This window comes from Lysinibacillus sp. 1 U-2021 (assembly GCF_029916965.1).
GTDB classification, from domain to species: domain Bacteria; phylum Bacillota; class Bacilli; order Bacillales_A; family Planococcaceae; genus Lysinibacillus; species Lysinibacillus capsici.
On record NZ_CP123966.1, the window covers coordinates 968217 to 987501 of the forward strand.

18 protein-coding genes are annotated in these 19285 nt (G+C 39.3%); 4 read left to right on the plus strand and 14 right to left on the minus strand.

Going from position 1 to position 19285, the window contains the following annotated elements:
- Positions 1-499 precede the first annotated feature (499 nt).
- From fdhF to QH639_RS05160, 3 genes are read left to right on the plus strand one after another with little or no spacing between them, the layout of a single operon-like run.
- Positions 500-3436, plus strand: coding sequence for a formate dehydrogenase subunit alpha (gene fdhF, locus QH639_RS05150; protein WP_281115750.1), 2937 nt, complete (start codon positions 500-502; stop codon positions 3434-3436).
- Between the two features lie 4 nt (positions 3437-3440).
- The gene (locus QH639_RS05155; RefSeq protein ID WP_131521463.1) at positions 3441-3920 is read left to right on the plus strand and encodes a helical membrane plugin domain-containing protein; all 480 of its coding nucleotides are present in this window, start codon (positions 3441-3443) and stop codon (positions 3918-3920) included.
- 12 nt (positions 3921-3932) lie between these two features.
- Positions 3933-4979: an Mrp/NBP35 family ATP-binding protein gene (locus QH639_RS05160; RefSeq protein WP_131521464.1), complete on the plus strand. Its 1047-nt coding sequence runs from the start codon at positions 3933-3935 to the stop codon at positions 4977-4979.
- 49 nt (positions 4980-5028) lie between these two features.
- On the opposite strand, the gene QH639_RS05165 is transcribed toward QH639_RS05160, so the two are convergent.
- The 4 genes from QH639_RS05165 to QH639_RS05180 form a co-directional block, all read right to left on the minus strand.
- Entirely contained in the window at positions 5029-5319 is a 291-nt protein-coding gene (locus tag QH639_RS05165) for a hypothetical protein (protein WP_048392436.1), read from the minus strand.
- Between the two features lie 93 nt (positions 5320-5412).
- Entirely contained in the window at positions 5413-6522 is a 1110-nt protein-coding gene (locus tag QH639_RS05170; protein ID WP_237898159.1) for a PQQ-like beta-propeller repeat protein, read from the minus strand.
- A 24-nt stretch (positions 6523-6546) separates the two neighbouring features.
- Positions 6547-7377 (minus strand): CbrC family protein, encoded by an 831-nt coding sequence (locus QH639_RS05175; protein WP_131521466.1) that lies wholly within the window; start codon positions 7375-7377, stop codon positions 6547-6549.
- A 25-nt stretch (positions 7378-7402) separates the two neighbouring features.
- Positions 7403-7711: an antibiotic biosynthesis monooxygenase family protein gene (locus QH639_RS05180; RefSeq protein WP_131521467.1), complete on the minus strand. Its 309-nt coding sequence runs from the start codon at positions 7709-7711 to the stop codon at positions 7403-7405.
- Between the two features lie 88 nt (positions 7712-7799).
- Here QH639_RS05180 and QH639_RS05185 point away from each other — a divergent pair, with 88 nt between their 5' ends.
- Complete coding sequence (locus tag QH639_RS05185; protein WP_066037762.1) at positions 7800-8486, plus strand: ArsR/SmtB family transcription factor; 687 nt, start codon at positions 7800-7802, stop codon at positions 8484-8486.
- Between the two features lie 19 nt (positions 8487-8505).
- Here QH639_RS05185 and QH639_RS05190 read toward each other — a convergent pair whose 3' ends face one another.
- The 10 genes from QH639_RS05190 to QH639_RS05235 all read right to left on the minus strand — a co-directional run bounded on the left by QH639_RS05190 (position 8506) and on the right by QH639_RS05235 (position 19282).
- The gene (locus QH639_RS05190; protein WP_131521468.1) at positions 8506-9378 is read right to left on the minus strand and encodes a DMT family transporter; all 873 of its coding nucleotides are present in this window, start codon (positions 9376-9378) and stop codon (positions 8506-8508) included.
- 177 nt (positions 9379-9555) lie between these two features.
- The gene (locus QH639_RS05195; protein WP_237898160.1) at positions 9556-10494 is read right to left on the minus strand and encodes an alpha/beta hydrolase; all 939 of its coding nucleotides are present in this window, start codon (positions 10492-10494) and stop codon (positions 9556-9558) included.
- A gap of 185 nt (positions 10495-10679) precedes the next feature.
- A complete protein-coding gene (locus tag QH639_RS05200) occupies positions 10680-12041 on the minus strand; it encodes a sensor histidine kinase (protein WP_281115751.1) in 1362 nt (453 codons plus the stop codon).
- A complete protein-coding gene (locus QH639_RS05205) occupies positions 12038-12712 on the minus strand; it encodes a response regulator transcription factor (RefSeq protein WP_131521471.1) in 675 nt (224 codons plus the stop codon). The genes QH639_RS05200 and QH639_RS05205 overlap by 4 nt, the downstream gene beginning before the upstream one ends.
- A gap of 141 nt (positions 12713-12853) precedes the next feature.
- Entirely contained in the window at positions 12854-13642 is a 789-nt protein-coding gene (locus tag QH639_RS05210; RefSeq protein WP_131521580.1) for a lipid II flippase Amj family protein, read from the minus strand.
- A gap of 563 nt (positions 13643-14205) precedes the next feature.
- On the minus strand, positions 14206-14697 hold the full coding sequence (locus tag QH639_RS05215; RefSeq protein WP_237898163.1) for a kinase: 492 nt from the start codon (positions 14695-14697) through the stop codon (positions 14206-14208).
- A gap of 16 nt (positions 14698-14713) precedes the next feature.
- Positions 14714-15982, minus strand: coding sequence for an MFS transporter (locus QH639_RS05220; RefSeq protein ID WP_131521472.1), 1269 nt, complete (start codon positions 15980-15982; stop codon positions 14714-14716).
- Positions 15983-16135: 153 nt separating this feature from the next.
- On the minus strand, positions 16136-17323 hold the full coding sequence (locus QH639_RS05225; protein ID WP_036077291.1) for an MFS transporter: 1188 nt from the start codon (positions 17321-17323) through the stop codon (positions 16136-16138).
- Between the two features lie 220 nt (positions 17324-17543).
- Entirely contained in the window at positions 17544-18413 is an 870-nt protein-coding gene (locus tag QH639_RS05230) for a metal ABC transporter permease (protein ID WP_281115752.1), read from the minus strand.
- Positions 18410-19282, minus strand: coding sequence for a metal ABC transporter permease (locus QH639_RS05235; RefSeq protein ID WP_281115753.1), 873 nt, complete (start codon positions 19280-19282; stop codon positions 18410-18412). The genes QH639_RS05230 and QH639_RS05235 overlap by 4 nt, the downstream gene beginning before the upstream one ends.
- Between the last annotated feature and the right edge of the window lie 3 nt (positions 19283-19285).

The following is a 19285-nucleotide window of genomic DNA, read 5'->3' on the forward strand; positions in this document are numbered from 1 at the left end:
ATATAGCAACTTTTAAAAAAATAAAAGAGAAAATACTTTTTGATAATAATTCTCATTTAATAAATTTTATGATAAATATTGTTCATTTTGAAGGAAAGGGCTATAATATTCATATCACAAATGGAATTAATTTATTTTGAACCCTATGTTACGATGTTGCATAGTGTTTTTAATAGTTGAATTCTATTGTAATTAAAAAATAAAAGTAGATTGAGTTTTTAGCAAGACCTGCTAAGAATTTTATCCACCATGAATTATTAGCATGTCTCGGACATGTAATTTCATGGTGGATTTTTTTATTTTTTCAAAACCGAGACATGGATAACATGTTATGATCTAGCAATTTACCTATTTTGAGGTAGCTTCAAGAACCATTGGGAATTACAATGATAACAAGACAATCTTTTCAACAATCACCAACTCGATTTGTTATTCCCTTTTGTCTTAAGCTGTACCATGTTATCCGATTCGTCTCAAAGTGCAAAAGGAGGAAGTTACCTTGACTCAAATTAATATTAATGGCGTACCGTATGAAGTAAAAGAAGGAGCTACAATCCTTGATACCATTAATCAACATGACATTCCGCATCCACAGATTTGTCATGTGCCCGCTGTTGACCCCATTGAAACATGTGATACATGTATCGTGGAAGTGAATGGCCAATTAGTTCGTTCCTGCTCTACAAAGGCAGTAGACGGCATGAATGTACTCCTAACTTCTGACAAAGCAAAAGCGGCACAAACAGAAGCGATGGACCGTCTACTCGAAAATCATTTACTGTATTGTACAGTTTGTGATAACAACAATGGCAATTGTGCTTTACACAACACTGCCGAAATGATGGAAATCGAGCATCAAAAATATCCCTACCAGCCAAAAGTTGAACCTCATGAAGTAGATATGTCACATCCGTTTTATCGATATGATCCTAACCAATGTATCGCTTGTGGTCAGTGCGTAGAGGTTTGTCAGAATCTACAGGTAAATGAAACATTATCCCTTGATTGGGAAGCAGAAAGACCACGTGTCATTTGGGATACGGGCGTTGCTATCAATGATTCTTCCTGTGTAAGTTGTGGTCAATGCGTAACCGTATGTCCATGTAATGCCTTAATGGAAAAATCCATGCTTGGAGAGGCTGGATTTATGACTGGCCTCAAACAGGATATGTTAGATCCGATGATCAGTTTGATTAAGGAAGTTGAACCAGGCTATAGCGGTATTTTCGCCGTTTCTGAAGTGGAAGCAGCCATGCGTAGTAAGCGCACCAAAAAAACAAAAACAGTATGTACTTTCTGTGGTGTAGGCTGCTCGTTCGAAGTTTGGACAAAGGGTCGTAAAATTTTAAAAGTACAGCCTTCCGATGGTCCAGTAAATGCGATTTCTACATGTGTCAAAGGGAAATTTGGCTGGGATTTTATCAATTCTGAGGAACGTATTACAAAACCACTCATTCGTAAAAATAATGAGTTTGTGGAATCATCGTGGGATGAAGCACTTGATTTAATTGCAACAAAACTAGGTGGCATTCAACAACAATATGGTCCAGATTCTGTTGGCTTTATCTCCTCTTCTAAAATTACAAATGAAGAGAATTACTTAATTCAAAAAATGGCCCGTCAATTATTTGGAACAAACGATGTCGATAATTGTTCTCGTTATTGCCAATCTCCTGCAACTGATGGTTTATTACGTACAGTTGGCATGGGAGGAGATGCTGGTACGATCAAAGATATTGCTAAGGCTGGACTTGTCATTATTGTTGGGGCTAATCCAGCTGAGGGACATCCTGTTTTAGCAACACGTGTGAAACGTGCACATAAATTACATGGTCAGAAATTAATTGTTGCTGATATTCGTAAGCATGAAATGGCAGAGCGTTCCGACATCTTTATGCGTCCAAAGCAAGGTACTGACCAAGTTTGGTTAATGGCTGTTACCAAATATATCATTGATCAAGGTTGGCATGATGAAGCGTTTATTCAAGAAAACGTCCTTCATTATGATGATTTTAAACAAGTACTTGCAACCTATACACTTGATTATGCACAAGAAATGACTGGTATTAGTAAGGAAACATTGATCGAAGTAGCTGAAATGATTCGTGATGCAGATGGTACATGTGTTCTTTGGGGCATGGGGGTAACACAAAATACTGGTGGCTCCTATACATCCGCAGCGATTTCAAATTTACTTTTAGCAACTGGGAACTATCGTCGTCCAGGTGCTGGTGCCTACCCACTCCGCGGCCATAACAATGTGCAAGGTGCCTGCGATATGGGGACACTTCCAAATCTATTGCCAGGCTATCAAAGAGTCACAGATGACGAGGCACGTGCAAAATTCGAAAAAGCCTATGGTGTCCCTATTCAACCACAGCCTGGTCGAAATAATATGCAAATGTTAGATGCGATCATGGAAGGGAAAATGAAAGCGATGTATTTAGTGGGCGAAGATATGGCACTTGTTGACTGTAATGCCAACCATGTAGATGAGGTGCTCTCACAGCTTGACTTTTTCGTTGTCCAAGATTGTTTCCTATCACGCACAGCACAATATGCAGATGTGATTTTACCTGCTGCACCTTCGCTTGAAAAAGAAGGTACATTTACGAATACGGAACGTCGTGTTCAACGCCTGTATCAAGTATTACCAACACTTGGTGAGTCGAAAGCAGATTGGGAAATATTGCAAGCGGTTGCTCGTCGTTTAGGGGCAGATTGGCATTATGATCACCCAAGCGACATTTTTGATGAAATGGCGAGCCTGTCTCCCCTCTTCTCACAAGCCAACTATGATGTTCTTGAAGGCTGGGGAAGCTTCTGTTGGGGTAGCCATGATGGTAAAGATACACCATTATTATATGAAGATGGCTTTAACTTCCCTGATAAGAAGGCTCGTTTTGCTTTAAATGATTGGGTGCAGCCTGTTGAGTTTGAAGCACAATACGATTGTCATATTAATAATGGCCGTATGCTTGAACACTTCCATGAAGGAAATCTAACAAATAAATCGAAAGGTATTCAATCGAAAGTACCTGAAATTTTCGTTGAAGTATCACCAGAATTGGCGAAAGAACGAGGCATTGCAGATGGAGCCCTACTTCGTTTAGTGTCTCCATATGGTGCCTTGAAGCTAAATGCTCTTGTTACAGATCGCGTACAAGGAAACGAATTATTCTTACCAATGAACTCTGTTAGCAAAGATTCAGCCATCAACTTCCTAACTGGCCCTGCAGCAGATGTGAATACGTCAACACCAGCTTATAAACAAACAAAAGTACGAGTAGAAGTGCTAAAAGCAAAAGGTAAATCACCACTTCCTCGCACAAACCCACGCTATAAAAAGCGTCATCCTCAAAATGGTGTTGAGGTACAACGAAAATGGAATCGTCCTGGCTACGTTCACTTAACAACCATAAACGAAAGAGAGTGAGAGCATGGCTGTACCCATTACAGGCATTAAAAAACAACAATTAACAGAAGAACAACTAAAAGAACAAAAATTAGATAATCTAAAAGAACTGCTTTCTGAAAATGAAGAAGCCGTCAATCAGGTGTTTAGTATTATGGCTGAATTAAATGATATCGGTGCACTAGAAGCAGCAATGAAGCTACTTGAAGCCAAAGAGGAAGTGGCACATATTGCACTTGGACAATTAACACGTAAGCCTGTAACCAATATCATTAACAATTTAATGGGTGTTGCGGGAGCATTGACGGCGCTCAATCCTGAAACAACGACTAAGCTGATTGAAGGCTTAAATACAGGCGTAGATGAAGCAAGTAAAGCACTTGAATCGAATGAAAAGGTCAGTGCCTTTAAGCTCATGAAAATGATAAACGATCCAGATGTTAATCGTGCGCTCAATTTTGGGGTTCATTTCTTAAAGGGACTCGGCAAAGGCTTAAAAGAATAAGGTGGTTCCTAAATGTTAACAAAAGAAAATGTTGTAAACGCATTGAAACAGGTAAATGATCCTGAGCTACATCAGAGTATTGTAGATTTGAATATGGTGCGAAACATTCAAATACATGACAACCATATAGCGCTGGATATTATTTTGACCATACCAGGATGTCCGTTAAAGGCGAAAATACAGCAAGATGTGGAGGAGGCCTTACAAGCGCTTGGTGCCTCCACTGTTACCATTAGCTTTGGCGCTATGACAGACCAGGAGCGTCGCACTTTAACCGCATCTCTACAGGCAAAGAATGTGACTGATCAAGGAATGCCAAACATGCTATTGCCTAATTCTGGTGTTCAATTCATTGCCATTACAAGTGGTAAAGGCGGTGTTGGAAAGTCTACAGTGACCATTAATTTAGCGGTTGCACTTGCTCGTCTTGGCAAACGTGTAGGTATTTTAGATGCTGATATCTATGGTTTCAGTATCCCTGCCATGATGAAGATTGATCAAAAGCCTACCATGCTTGATCAAACGGCGATTCCAGTAGAACGTAACGGCGTAAAAATAATGTCGATGGGCTTTTTTACAAATGACAACCAGCCTGTTATGTGGCGTGGTCCTATGCTCAATAAGTGGATTCGCAATTTCCTTGTCAACACGCTATGGGGAGATTTAGATTACCTCCTCATCGATTTACCACCTGGTACAGGAGATGTTGCAATTGATATGGCTGCGATGATTCCACAAGCCCAAGAAATCATCGTGACAACACCGCATCTTGCCGCTTCTCATGTTGCATCTCGTGCAGGCTTGATGGCGCAACATACGAAACACACGATTCTTGGAGTTGTTGAAAACATGGCCTATTTTGAAGGCGCTGACGGTCAAAAAAACTATCTATTTGGACAAGGCGGAGCCGAACAATTAGCAGATTTATTGCAGACCGATGTAATCGCTCAAATTCCTTTTGCTCAACCTGAGGAAAATACAGGTTCCTCGGTCTATGATGAAGTGTCGATAATCGGTGAAGTGTTTACTCATTTAGCAGAAGATCTACTCTATAAATAATTTAAAACCCTTGATTTGTTTTTACGCAAATCAAGGGTTTTTTTTTCGATCACTTATAACCAGCCTTTTGTAACACCTGCATGAAATAAAAACGATACGTATTTTTTACAAATGTCTCTAGAGGTAGCCCTACATTCACTTGATATTTTGTAAATATAAAATAAAATCGTTTATCCCACTTTAGGCGTAATAACTCGCCTGCTTCTTCGCCATACTTCATCGTAAATTCTTCCATCAAAGGTTCGATCATCTCATAACAATAATCTTTTAAATGGGCCAGTGCTTCAATATCCTTATCCCTTTGAAAGCGTATAATCCAATCTACTAATTGTTCATTCATATTTGCACGCCGTCCTTTTAATAAGAGTTTCTTCCTATTAAATTATACTCCTTTTTTGGCGAATCAAAAAAAGAACGATTTTTCCAATAGATTTCACTCATCAATAGGACGATTCCAACGTAGATGATAGTGAACAGACCTCTTTTTCGTTTCTTTATCGAATACTAGTAATCTATCACCAGCTTGAATGACGTAGCTATTCTCTAATGTCCGAACAGTGGGCTGTTGTTGTTGGGAATTAATGATGCCAATATTGCGTTCCCACAATACCTGATGTTTGTTCATATCATAGAGCAATAACATGTGTTCAGCACTTTCTCGCTGTGTTTGTCGATATGAAACAAGAGCCGTTTTTTCTATGATATCTACATCCACCACTTTTGGTTGTAAATTTTCATAGGCTTGAATGGCTGGCTCGGTTAGGACAGCTTGACTAAAATCGCGAATGGCCTGATAATCCTCTACAGGCTGTGGATGTGTAGCAAAATAGCCCGGCAACTCTGTCTCGATGAAAAAACGGGCAGATAGGTAATCTTGAGCCTTCGCATCCTCACTTAATGTTTTACCATCAAAGCGATAGAATTTGCCATCGACCCCTTCCAAATATAAATGGTTCTCTAGGACAGCCATTTGATGTGCATTATTGCTCAATATTGCTATTAATGACGGATGTTGCGTTCGAAAATCTTTTTCAGAAAGTAGTTCTTTGCCTGTTTCCATATCTACCAAGGATAATTGACCAAACTCATCATCACGATGATGGACAAGAACACCCCCCATAAATTCCCCAAGCAGTGTTTCTTTATAGGAAGCTGATTTTGTCCATTGCTTTTCACCTGTTTGTAAATTCACAGCTACTAGGAGATGGTGTGCGATTAAATGCGTAATTCCATTCGATGTCCCATTATTTTCTGAGCCTTGCACCATTTGAACAGCAATGCTTTGTGAATCATCTGTATAAATCGGCGAATCGGATTTGATGGGAAAGCCTCTCCCCGCTAAGCCAAAAACAATCATTAATAGATTACTGACGAATAAAAAGGCAATGAGCAAAATGCTAGAAATAACGAGTCGTTTTCGTTTCATGACGATAAACAAAAATAGTAGAAGTCCCGTACCTAACACGATGCAGAAAAAAATATCGTGGATAAGCCAACCATTTAAACGCCATGAATAGATATATCGTTGTAGAAATTGTTCCACTTCTCTCCCCCCCTCAAACAACGACTAACTAAAATCTGAATAAAGGACATAACGGTCACATTCCAAGCATTGAAATAAATAGCCTTGATGATGACCATTGTTCATTAAGGATGCAGAAAGTTCTTCTTTTGAAAAGCCGGTATAATTATCAAATTGATCCTCAATTCCTAGCTCTACTAAATCACGCCAACCAACATAGCCGATAAACGCACAATAGTCAGAGCAATGTGCCACCCAATTATTGCCCTGCCAGCTTACATAGCCAGGCGTCCGAAAGAGTACTTCCTCAGCAAACTTGGGGTTCGTAACCTGTTCATCATCCATTAAGTCTTGCTGGAAAGAACCATCATATTTTTGAGCTGCTTCCCCGCTATGGATGCAGGAAGGACAAAGATAATCTACGTCCTCAATTGCATAAATACCACCAGTATAATAGACATCCACTTCTTGCTCGCAACAATCACATACAACGATTTCATCTGTTTCAAAAATTCCAGCCTCTAGAGGGTTTGGTAGATATTTAAACGTAGGAATTTTCGTTTTGAGCTGCTGATGGTCTCTAATTTTTCTTGGCAGCAGAGGATTCACCGAATTTGGTTTATCTATGTAGGTCTGGAGAACGCCATACTTTTTTCGATCCTTTTTATCGTCTTTATTCATAATGACAGTAAATAACTGATATGCCTCAGGATACATCCTAAGTAAACAGTAAACCTCTACTAATATCCTTAATGTTTCTTCTGATTGTTGAACCTGCTTTAATTGATCTTTAAACATATGCATTTGATTAATGGTTATTGGATTGGAAGGATTAAATTTTTGTCTTAGTTCGTGCCATTCTTCCGCAATCGTCATAAAAAATAGGCCTCCTTCTCACTTGCTATTTGGCAAATGAATACTCCTTTATCATTTGACAGATTTCCACTTTATAGTTTGTGTACCATTTGTCTTTACCCAATTGTTGTGCTGTTAAATGCTTGGCATTGTCTTTCCATGCTTGGATAGCCTCTAGCGATTCCCAATAAGATACCGTTATGCCCTTTCCTTCCTCATTTCTAACACTTTCAACACGAATGAAACCAGGCTGTTGCTGTGCTAAGGCATCAATTAGGTCAGCCATCTTGCCATAGCCATCCCCATCTTGCTCAGTTCTTTGCGATGTAAAAATCACTGCATAATATGTTTCCATTTATTTCTCCTCCTCTATTACTTTTATTGTAAACCATAATGACTTTGACTAAAATCTAAATATAGGACACTGAAAGGATTGTGACAGAATGGGAATTAATCCAAACATGGCAGAAATAGCGGCACTTCTTGGTGAAACGTCAAGGGCAACCATACTTGCTAGTATGATGGACGGTCGTTTTCATACGGCTAGTGAACTAGCATATATGGCTGCCATCAAACCACAAACTGCTAGCTTTCATCTTGCTAAATTAGTAGAAGGAAAGCTGATAAAAGTTGAAAAGCAGGGACGTCATCGTTATTTTCAATTGGCTGGTGAGGACATTGCTCAATTTTTAGAGTCATTCCTAGCCATCTCTCCACCACCTGAAGTACGTTCATTAAAGCAATCGAGCCAAATCAAGTTATTACAGGATGCTAGAACTTGCTATGATCATCTTGCTGGTAAATTGGGTGTCCAATTAACGGAATCGATGCTGAAGGCAGGCTATCTTACATTGGAGGGTAAACAATTTGTCCTGACAGATGAGGGCATATTATTTTTTACGACATTCGGAATCGATTTAACTGCTTTAAAGAGAAAACGACGATCCTTTTCTCATGCCTGTTTAGATTGGAGTGAACGGCGTTATCATTTAGCTGGTGCACTAGGCTGTGAGCTATTAAATCAATTTTTCAACCTCGGTTGGCTTTTACGAGTTCCCTCTATTCGCGCCATTAAAGTGACGGAGAAAGGGAAAATAGGCTTTAAAGAGGTCTTTCATTTAGATTTGTAAAATAGGAAAGGGCACGGGGTTATCTCCTAGCCTTTTCTCCACTAAAAGTTCGGTTTACTAAATAAATGCCCATGATGATGAATAAGCCGCCAACCATTAGTGATGGTTTTAACGGTTCTTCCAATAACACCCAGCCTGTTAATACGCCAAAAAAAGGAGCTAAAAATAAATAGGCACTTGTTTTTCCTGGATCACTATTTTGCAGAAGATAATACCACCCTGCAAATTGTATGATCGAGGAAAAAATACTAAGCCACAACAGAATCAATAACGATTGTGGATTCACAATAAAAAATGGCTGTTCTAACAATGCGCTTCCTAGTAATAAGAGTAAGCCACCAAATAGCATCTGATATGCAGATAAAACCCACGTATCAAATAACACGCCCCATTTTTTCACTAACAGGGTGGCAGTAGCCCAAAAAACAGCTGATAGCAAGCCAAAAAGGATACCTACTTTCCATTCAACTTGTGCCCCCATCGTAATTATCACCCCGATTAAGCCAAACAAAACCCCGATCCATTGATAGAAACGATAGGACACTTTCATGAAAATGGTGGCAAAAATTACAACTAGTAATGGGTTTGTAAATGTTAAAATAGAAGACTCACTTGCCGTGATGGTGCGGAGACTTAAAAAAATACACCCCATCACACCTGCTGTTTGAAAGAGCCCGATCATGCATAACTTGAACCACTCACTCCTTGTACTAGGATGAGGTCTCTTCAAGATAATAACAACGATAGCCATGATTATACCAGCCAATATAAAGCGAAGTGCAGCTAATAATAAAGGCGAGGCATACGGTAAGCCTAATTTAACAATGGCAAATGATGAACCCATTAAAAAGGTCGTTACTACTAATAAAGCAATAAATTGATAATTTTTCATCCAATAGCTCCTTACCTGATAGAATAATTGTTCTACGTACATTATAATCAGGAAGTATTTCAATGCTCATCGAAGTATGGATTACAACTCAATTGAAAGATTTTATAAAATTTCGTAAGGAAGAGGATAGTATTAAAAAATCTTACCTCCAACAGCAAAGAGGTAAGAAACTATGGATTATTTATTTTGCATAAACGATCTGACGTTGTCTGCGATTTCCTCCGATTTTGTATGGTGTAAGTAATGATCCCCATCCAGTGTGATTACTTTGCCGTATACGGAATGTTTGACTTGTTCTTCATGAAGCGGTATCCAGTTCTTTTCAACTCCACCACTTTTCGCTTGGACAAATAAGAGAAGAGGTAGATCTTTAGGGAATGTAAGAGTTTTGGCTGCCGTGAAATTTTTGCTAATATGCTCTAATTCATTTGAAGTGCTTGTATTATAAAAGTTTTTGAGTGTAATCATCCTAATTTGCTCTTTTGTGTCGTCATCATACGGAAGACCTGCATAGGGATCATCTGAAAATTTTATAAGAATTCTTGCAATCCCTGATTTTTTTAGCAGCTGTAATGACTTAATTGGAAACTTCGTGTCCATACCACCCTGTGTAGGAACACTGCTATCAATCCCGACAAATCCAGTTACCTCATTCGGATATTTATTAACATAATCGAGTCCATAGATGCCTGCTATCGAATGTCCCATTAGCATATACCGATCAATCTTTAACTCCTGTAAAGCTTCATGGATTTCACTAACAATATTCTCTGTGCTTCGTTCTTTAGCTGTATCCTCACTTAAGCCATAGCCAAAGGGCTCTATTGAAACGATCTTATAATAGGGAGCTAGTTCATCTATCAATGGCTTAAAGTCGAGCGTTGGTGCTGCAGTCCCGAAGCCTGGTAGTAATACGATGGTTTCAGCACCCTTACCTTGAATGGTGACATTCATTTTTTCCCCATTCACGGAGACGAGCTGACCATAAGGTTCTATTTTTCCTTGCTCTATTTTGTTGCAAATCATGTTTATTGTAAAAACAATGACAAGTAGCCCCACAATGGATATACCTAGGACTGCCATTGATTTCAGTAAAACACGCATAAATTTTTTCATGTTTGATGCACGAGGGGATTCACCTTTACTCGTGCCTCCTCCTTTACTACGATATTCCAGCTACTTTTGAGCTGTTAGTGCAACTATAAAGGAGAAAGATGTCTGCCGAATGACGACAATATGAACACAAGATGAACAACAAAAAAATGTTACGACATCTCTATAGGAGTCGTAACATGCTTTCTTTACTTTAAGGTAATAGGTAATCTGACAATCATTGACGTCCCATGCCCAAGCTCACTCTCGACTTCAATTTCTCCTCGATGTAGCGAGACGATTTGCTTCACGATAGCAAGCCCCATCCCACTGCCTTCATACTTGTGACTATGGGAACGATCAGCCTTGAAAAATCGTTCGAATATACGTTGCTGATCCGCTAAAGAAATTCCAATGCCTCTATCCGTTATTCGGACTATCACATGATTTGCACTTTGCTTCATGCTGATCTCAATCGTCTCATTAGGACTTGAAAATTTAATACTATTCGTAAGAATATTTGCCCATACCTGATGTAATTGATCGTAATCAGCCATGAGGCGAACAGCCTTCAACTGGAGCTCAAAATCAATATTGCGAGAGGACCATTGAGGCTGGAGGGAGACAATGACACGTCTAATTTGTTCATCTAGACTGAACGTATCGAGATGTATTGGCTGTGTCTTTGATTCTAGTAAGCTCAGCTTTAAAAGGCTATCACTCATCTTAGACATTCGATTGGCCTCCGAAATGATGATATCAAGATAACGGTTTTTCTCGTCATCCGTTACATCAACTTGTTTCAGTGCTAATGCGTAACCATAAATGGAGGTAAGTGGAGACTGCACCTCATGGGACACATTCGATACAAAATCTCTCCTCATTTGCTCTAGCTGCTGTAACTCCTCCGCCATATCTTCAAAGCTTTTAGCCAACGTACCTAACTCCCCTGATTGCTTAATATTTAATTCGACATTGAAATCACCACCAGCAATATGTTTAGTGGCTTGTGTTAGTTTTTTGATGGGCTTGACTAAAAACATCGCTGCAACTAAAAACACAACGCTTCCTATTACTAAGGCATAAGTAGCAAAATTCAGAATCAACTTGATGGAAAAAGAGGTTGAAGGTAAAGCAATCGTTTGGATAAACATCGCTCTCGTGCCCATTTCAGTTGTTAGAGGTATGCCGACAAGTATGGATGAAATACTACTTGGAATTACTTGAATGACCTCTCCATCCAGTACAGCTTGTACTTGTTCCATTGTTACAGGGGCTAACTCATTGCCATGAAGCTTTCCGTAAGCCGTAAACTGCCCTGTTTCTTCATAAATGCGAACATGATAGGATTCAAGCTGATGCATATCACGTATAAAACGATCGGCTTCATGATATGGCAATGTGTCAAAAATTTGTACCATGTCTTGTCCAAAATTTAATAAGGGAATTTGTAAGTTTTCATTTAATTTATCTTTAAATACCCATGTTGCCATAAAAAAAGAGATAACCGTTCCCCCAATGACAGCAATTAGAAAAATTAGAACGACGCGTGTATATAAAGATTTAATCATTCCTCAACCTCAAGCCTATAGCCCAAACCCCTTATTGTGTCGATATGAAAATCAGTGATGGTGTTGAAGCGCTCACGCAGGCGCTTAATATGTACATCGATGGTTCGATTATCTCCCGCATAATCAATCCCCCAAATTTGATCGATCAGTTGTTCTCTTGTATAGACTTGTCCAGGTGTTTCGGCAAGCTTATATAATAATTCAAATTCCTTGAGCGGTAGTGAAATAACATCTTTTCCTCTCATAATTTTATAGGTCTGACGGTCCAGCGTGATTTGACCAAGTTGAATGGTCTGCGAATGGCCAATCCTGTAGCGCTTCAAAAGTGCCTTTACACGTACAGTTAGCTCTAACGGATCAAATGGCTTTGTTAAATAATCATCCGTTCCAAGCTCAAAGCCCTTCACTTTTTCCCATGTTTCCCCTCTTGCAGTCAGCATCAGTAGAGGAAGATCCGTATTCATTTTGCGGAGCTCCTTACATAGTGTCCAGCCATCCATTGTTGGCATCATAATATCTAGTACAACAAGATCAATAGATGTTGAGCCGTAGATGGCTAATGCTTCTTTACCATCTCCTGCCTCCATTGTAGTGAACCCGTCTTTGCGCAGAAAAAGGCAAACAAGTTCACGAATGTTCGCATCATCATCCGCAACAAGTATCGTCGGCATACATTCGTTCCCCTCTTTTCGAATCTATTATTCACCCACATTATACTATATAATTTCTTTACTTCTCCCCTACCACACCTCACGATTAATTGCTGTGGCCTAAAAAACCACTTCCTAAAAATAGAAAGGAAGTGGTTCTAATCAAGCAATTAACTTTGCAAACCATGCAACGTAATGAGCACCTGGAATCAATAATAACTGTGCCACAATGGTTCCTAAAAATCTGGAGAACATCATCATAACAGACATTCTTTTCAGGTCTAGATAGCTTCCTCTCTTATTGATCACATCATCTGCTAGAATGGATATTTTCGGGTCAATGAATAGGATTAATAGTATTGTTGCAATGCCATTAATTAATCCAGATGCCATAACAGCAGTAGTCTTTAATTCTGGTACTAATAATGTGGCATACAATGCAGATAAAACGCCAATCGTATAGATAGCTGTAATAACAATATTGATGACAAATAATTTAATCGGGATATCCTGTAAACGAATACCTTTTAAATAACTAAAATTGGGTGTATGAATATGCTTCATCCCCCGTCTTACATAGTCAAATGTAAAGCCCTTTTTCAATAAAGCCGGGATTGAGCCTCTTTCCTCAGCCAAATGAACGATAGCTCTTGAAAAAATGGCTACAAAGGTGGGGATAAGTAAGATTCCTACGATTGTTCCAAGCGAAGCCGCTCCAATAATTAGTCGAAATTGATGTTCTACAAATGCCATGGCATTCTCCGTAGGTGCTGTATCAACAAGGCTCCCTGTGAATGGTTGTTGCATCATATTTGCTAACCTCGACACCATGACCATTACATTAAAAAGAGATAAAGCCGAAGCTAGTAATTTGACACGTGCTCCTGATAAACGAACTGCATATGCAAGCGTTTCAATCGCATGAATGATTAAAATAAATAAAGCAATCATGATTAATTTTTCTGTTATTAAATCCACATATGTACCTACTCTTTGCTTTCTAACGATTTAATATTGTAACGCTTATTCAATAAAATAGTTCCAATTGAAAAAATGTGCTGTCCACGCCATAAAAGGTAATTATAAAAGGCGAGAGGTTGATTTCCGTTCCGCCAGCGTACTTTCTAAGGGGTCGTCCGATTAGCCGCTTCACTCACTTGCGTTCGCTCCAGGGTCTCATCTGTGACGCTAAATTCCCAAGGAGTAACGCTGGCTCCTCTCCAATCAACCATTCTACAAAAGTGTCTTTTCCTCTTTCATACTGGCAGTAGTGATGAGTGACTACCCTCGCCATAAAGAGTAGTGAACACCTTTGTTTTATTTGAAAATTTTTTCTAAAAAAAGAAACATTTTAACGGGTTGGAGTGGAAGGCTACTTGAATCTTCTTGAATAGCGATACAGGTAACCTCTAAACGGAGCTGTGTTCGCCCAGAGGAAAGCATGTAACCTGCACGGAAATTTTTCAACACTATGAAAAAACTTACCCTACGAAAGGGTAAGTTTTTTGTTACTTCTACAGTTGCTTTACCATTAATTTTAATAAATCATCCTGTGACATCTCTTCCGTCAGCAGCGTTTCACCATCCACCCCAAGATAATCATGCGGATTCCACCAAGCACGTAAAGAATCTTCTCCGAAGTCATTTTTTTTGGAGCTAGAATGATGACGAATAACGGTTTCCTCAAAAGATAAATCAAAATAATAAGTATTGGCCTTCTGATCATAGAAGTGGATTAAATCTTTTAACATAGCTCCATAACGACTGGCATATAATATTCCTTCTACAATGACAACTTCACAACGACCTTTACCATACTCTGCGATTTGACGAATTAATTCAATAGAAAGATTGCCTTCTCGATCATGCACCTTTAACATATCACGTCGGACAACATCTTGCGCAATCAAAAGTGTACCATGTCCCAGATGATGCTGAAGTTTCTTTGCAACTGTCGTTTTCCCACTACCTGAATTTCCTCGGATAATAATTAGCTTAGATGCCAATTTCCCCTTCTCCTTTTTAAGCTGCTCTCCTAGACCAAATGACAACAGGAATCAATACTAACGACAATAGCCCTCCTGCTAAGGACAACACTGCATAGCTTGAATTCGCCACTACCATACCTGATAGTGCACCACCTGATGCCCCTGCCAATGCCACAAAAACATCCATCTTCCCCTGTGTTTTTGCACGGGTAGAAGGCTCCGTCGCATCAACAATTTGAGCAGTTCCACTAATTAAGCCAAAGTTCCAACCTAATCCCAGTAAAGAAAGTGCCACAATGAGTAACACCATTGAATCGCTTGGTGCAAATGCAGCCACTACGCCAGCGAGTAGCAACGTAATACCTGAAGCTATACTCATTGCTGTACGTCCGATTTTATCAACAAGAATACCTGTGACAAGTGATGGCAGATACATAGCACCTACATGAAACCCTATCACAATACCAACCTCGGCTAATCCATGTCCATGATGTTTCATATGGACAGGTGTCATTGTCATGATGGCCACCATGACAATTTGTGTCAGGACCATAACTGTTGCTCCTACCGCTAGGCCTCTTTTATTGCTAGATATAGGCATGGATGGTGTTTGATTTTCTTTGTTCATTTTTTGCTTATGTGCCTCTATGGCTTTCGCTATTTCTAGCGGGTCAGGACGCAGCATCGTAAACAATACAAGCCCCGCCATAATAAAGGCCAAAGCTGATAATAGAAATGGACCCGCTAAAGCTGGAATACCGATAGACAGTGCTACTTTTCCCATCCATTCTACTAAATTTGGACCTAAAACAGCACCAAACGTGGTCATAAGCATGGTTGTACTAATCGCCGTAGCACGTTGCTTATTATTGGCTAAATCTGTCCCAGCGTAGCGTGCCTGTAAATTAGTTGCCGTACCAGCTCCATAGATTAATAGAGAGGCAAACAATAACAAAATACTATTCATTAAAGTAGCAAGGACTACACCTATTGCACCAAGTCCACCCACTATAAAACCTGATGATAAGCCTATGCGGCGACCATAACGCTGTGATAGTTTTCCTACAATGAAAGCCGCACCCGCAGAGCCTAACGTAAATAATGCAGAGGGTACACCCGCATAGGCATCCGTTCCAAGCATTTGTTGTGCCAGTAGAGCGCCTACCGTAATACCCGCCGCAAGTCCAGCTCCCCCAAAAATTTGGGATAAGCTAACAACTATCAGTACACGCCTATATAGGTTTTTTAGTTTTTCTGGTGACTCAATATAGGACGCAATTGACTCTTGAGATTTTTCAACCATTTTTCAACCTTCTTTCTCTATGTATATCAAATAAGATTACTTGAATTAATGAAGAAGGAACCGTCTCCATCTAGACAGTTCCTTTCCTATGCTACCACCTTTTTATACCTCTATCGTATGCCCCAATTGGTGTCATGCATAAAGGACATGATATTAATGTGCATGCATAACGACATTCTTTTTCTTAGCGTAAAATAAGAAAGTAGTGGTTAAACTTAAGCTTATGATTCCGAAAACAAGTCCCATACCACTTAAACCAATTAAATCTAGCATCATACCTGTCGATAAAAGCACGATTTGAAAGACGACGGAATCAATCATGTTGCGGAATGAGAAAAAGCGTCCATGAAACTGTTTGGGTACTTGTTTTTGGAAAATTACCATTGTCGTTGGGAAAAAACAGCCAACTGAAAAGCCAAAAACGCCAAATGCAACTAAAGCGAAAAATGGAATATCTGCCAGTAATAATAGGAGCTCCATTGAGCCGATAATAAAGGCCAATGAAAAAAGCAGTGTACCCATTTGTACACGGTCAGCAATCATTTTCAAACCAGCTGCACCAAGCATAAATCCGATACCTTCCACCGTATACAATAATCCTGAAATTGTGGTAGATTGATGAATTTCAGATATTTTCATAATCACTAAATTAAAAGAGCCTAAAAATAATGTAGGAATTAACATTAAGACAAGCGTCATCAAAACGACTGGATGCTCTTTCACCATCGGTAACACTTCTTTAAAATTCCCTTTTTCTTTGTTTGTCATCGTTTCCGTAGATGCTTCATCCAATTGCAATAAACTAGTAATGACAAACATGCCTAAATAGACAATAAATGAAATAATATATAACCATTTTAACTCAAAAAAACTGAGCATAAACCCGGCAGCGGCTGTACCGATGATCCTTGAAATGGTTCTCGCATTCATTTGCCAAGCATTTAATGTAATTAAATCCTGTTCCTTCGCAATCATGGGAATAATAGATTGCAAGGCAGGCATATAAAATGCTGCTGCTATTTGCAGCGTGATTAAAAATAGAATCATCCAAATGACCGAATTAGTATAAAGTGCGATAAACATAAATAAAACACTGATGATGCGTCCGATACTCGCCATCTGGACAACCGTTTTTTTCTTCGATTGGTCAATGATACGTCCTGCCATTGGACCAACAACTAAGCCTGCTAAAATACCACAAGAAATAATTAATGATTTGTGAAAGTCAGAAGGTACTACCTCTTGCATAAAGGCTAAATTGCCAATAATGCCAGCCCATAAGCCGAGACCTACGACAAATTCACCTAATAAAATAATCCATACGTTTCGATTTCTCCACATGCTGTTCTCCTTGTTGCTATCATAAAATTTATCGTAACAAAATTTTAAATATTCGTACATAAAAATATAGAAAAATTTGCTAGATGCTACTATTCTTTCTCTTTCTAGTTTATCTTAACGAGTATACTATTTTTCCTAGAAGGAGTACTCATTCAAAAGTTTGAACTTGTCCTCAAAAGAAAAAACATCGTTTGATGGGCGTATCAAACGACGTTTTTCATTAAGAAGTTTCTAGTTTATGAACAAGTACTTTTTTTCTACGCTCAACGATTTTTTGACAAATGAATGTCACGATAAAAATGAAGCCGACTGTTGTTGCCATCATACCTGCTATAGAGGTATCCCAAAATTTCGCTAAATAATAGCCAATGACGGAAGCAGCAGCTCCAAAGAGCATACTATTGACGAACATTTGCTTAATCGTCTTGCTGATTAAATGGGAGGTAGCAGCTGGCCCAATCAACATGGCAACCACTAAAATGGCCCCTACACTATCAAAAGCTGCCACTGTTGTAAACGAAATCGATGTCATAAAGCCATAATGAAGAAAGACAACGGGAATGCCGATGGTTGCTGCATACACAGGGTCAAACGTCGCAAGCTTCATTTCTTTAAAGAATAGGAGTAGGAACGCAATGTTAATGACGAGGACGAGTAAGAGCATCCATACTGCCTTAGGCATTGCCAGCCCAAGCAATGTCCATTTATCCCAAGGAACAAAAGCAATTTCTCCCATTAAAACATGCTCAACATCTAAGTGCACATTGCCTGCAAATAAGGTGATAAGGAGAACACCTGCTGCAAACAGAGATGTAAACACTACGCCTATCGCTGCGTCTTCTTGAATACCAGAAGAATGTAATAATTGCACAAGATAGGCTGTTAAAATCCCTGCAAACGCAGCACCTACCAACATCCAAAAACCATTCAACGTTTGGGTAATAAGGTAAGCCATCACGATGCCAAAGAGCACTGTATGACTGATGGCATCTGCAATCATGGACATTCTACGCAAGATGAGGAAGACACCTGCAATTCCACAAGTTACCCCAACTAACAGTCCCGTGAATACAACCCAAAATTCGATCATCCTACACCACCCTGCTTTCGAAATTGCATTTTCCTACGATATTTACTAATTTGACCAGTTGGACTTATAAAATACGATAGAAAGAATATACCTGCTGCCACTAAGACAATTATAGGACCCGTCGATAACCCTGTTCGAATCGCACTAATAAAGGTTCCTGTTATGCCAGCGATACCTCCAATCGCAGCACTTAAAATGAGCATTGTGCTCAATTTTTTTGTCCATAACTTGGCACTGGCAGCAGGAATAATTAATAAAGCTGACATTAAAATAACGCCAACAGCTTGTATACCTGTAACAATTGTCATGACAATTAAAACCGTTAATGTTGCCTTTAAAGCCTCAATTGGTAAGCCAATCCCTTTTGCATAAACAGGATCAAAGATCAGTAGCTTCCATTCCTTATAAAGCAAGAGACTAACCACAATAATGATGGTTGCACTAATAAAGAGCCACATTAAATCTGCCTTGGTCATCGTCGCTGCTTTACCGAAAATAAAATTATTCAGACCACTCTGATTCCCCAGTGGGCTACGGTTAACCACTGTTAAAAATACAACACCAACACCAAAAAATACGGTGAGGACTAATCCAATGGCAGCGTCAGCCTTCATTTTTGAAAATGACACAATCCATTGAATACAATACACAGATAATGCAGATGTAATGCCCGCTCCTAGCATTAAAATTGGCAATTCCTTTTGACCTGTTAGCAGGAACGCAAGGGCAATACCTGGTAATGTTGCATGCGCAGCAGCATCCCCAACTAGACTTTGTTTCTGTAAGAAGGAGAACGTGCCTGTGATGCCTGCTGCAATGCCAAGTAACATCGTTCCACTCAGTACCCACAATAAGTTACCGCTTAACATTAT